We start from the raw sequence: 1422 nt of genomic DNA, 5'->3' as shown, positions 1-1422 counted from the left end.
GCCGTGGTTGTAACCGACGCCGACGGCGACAGCGCTCCCGCCGGCAACCTCACCATCAATATCATCGACGATGTGCCGACGGCGCATGCCGATACGGGCAATGTTAACGAAGGCAGCTTGCTGACCGTGACCGCGGCGGCAGGCGTTTTGGCCAACGACATTTCGGGCGCCGACGGCTATGCGGTCGGAGGCGGCGTTGTCGGCGTCCGTGCCGCAGGCCTCGACACGACGACTTCGGTGCTGACCGGCGCCGGCACCAACATAGCCGGCCAACACGGCACACTGCATCTCAATACCGACGGCTCCTACACCTATCAATCGACGGCCAACGACATCACCTCGAACACCACGGACGTTTTTGTCTACACCATCAAGGATGGCGACGGCGACCTGTCGACGACGACGCTGACCATCAACCTGACCGATTCAGGGCTCTCCGCGTCGAACGAGGATGCCACGGTCAACGAGGCGGCGCTGGCGACCGGCAGCAATCCGACCAGCACCGCCGAGACGGTGACCGGCACGCTGGCCGACAATGTTTCGGGCGGCACCGGACCCTATAGCTTTGTGCTGGTCGGCAGCCCGACCGGCTCACACGGCACGCTGACCCTCAATCCTGACGGCACTTACAGCTACACACTGACGACGCCGGTACACGGACCTGCGACGCAAGGCACCGACACGGTCAACAATGTCGAGACCTTCACCTACCAGGCGACCGACAATCACGGCAACACCATCACCAACACCATCACCATCGATGTCGTCGACGACGTGCCGTTGATCGGATTGAGCGGCACGCCCGTGTCGCTGACCGTGGACGAGACGGTTCTGACATCGGATGCGACGGCGAGCTTTGCCGCTGCCTTCACCTCGGCTTACGGTGCCGACGGCGCCGGCGCGGTGACCTATGCGCTGGGCGTCAGCGCCAGCGGCGCCGATTCCGGACTGGTCGACACGGCAACGGGCAATCACGTGTTCCTGTTCCTGGAAAGCGGGCAAGTCGTCGGCCGCGAAGGCACGAACAGCGGCACCGCCGCAGGCGGCCCGATCGTGTTCACGGCAACAGTGAGCGGCGCCAATGTCACGCTCGATCAGGTCCGCGCCGTTGTCCATCCCGACACCAACAACGCCGACGACAACAAGACACTTTCCGCGGCCAATCTGGTGACATTGACGGCAACGGTGACCGACGGCGACGGCGATCATCAGGCGGCGACGCTGAACATCGGCCAGTCGCTGAACTTCCATGATGACGGTCCGTCGATCTCGGCAAATGCAACGACGCAGCCGGTGCTGACCGTCGACGAGACCAACCTGGCGACAGACGCCACGGCGAACTTCGCCGCCAACTTCACCTCGGCCTTCGGTTCCGATGGCGCCGGCACCGTCGTCTATGGCCTGACTGCAACGGCCGGACCT

General features: G+C 64.1%; 1 protein-coding gene. It reads left to right on the top strand.

The window, feature by feature from the left end; genetic code table 11:
• The coding region (locus A3A9_RS40875; protein WP_033839189.1) for a DUF5801 repeats-in-toxin domain-containing protein at positions 1-1422 on the top strand (1422 nt) is incomplete at both ends.

The sequence above is a fragment of the Mesorhizobium loti CJ3sym genome (assembly GCF_000472785.1).
Taxonomy (GTDB): Bacteria; Pseudomonadota; Alphaproteobacteria; order Rhizobiales; family Rhizobiaceae; genus Mesorhizobium; species Mesorhizobium loti_E.
This window is presented reverse-complemented; position numbering and strand designations above follow the sequence as displayed.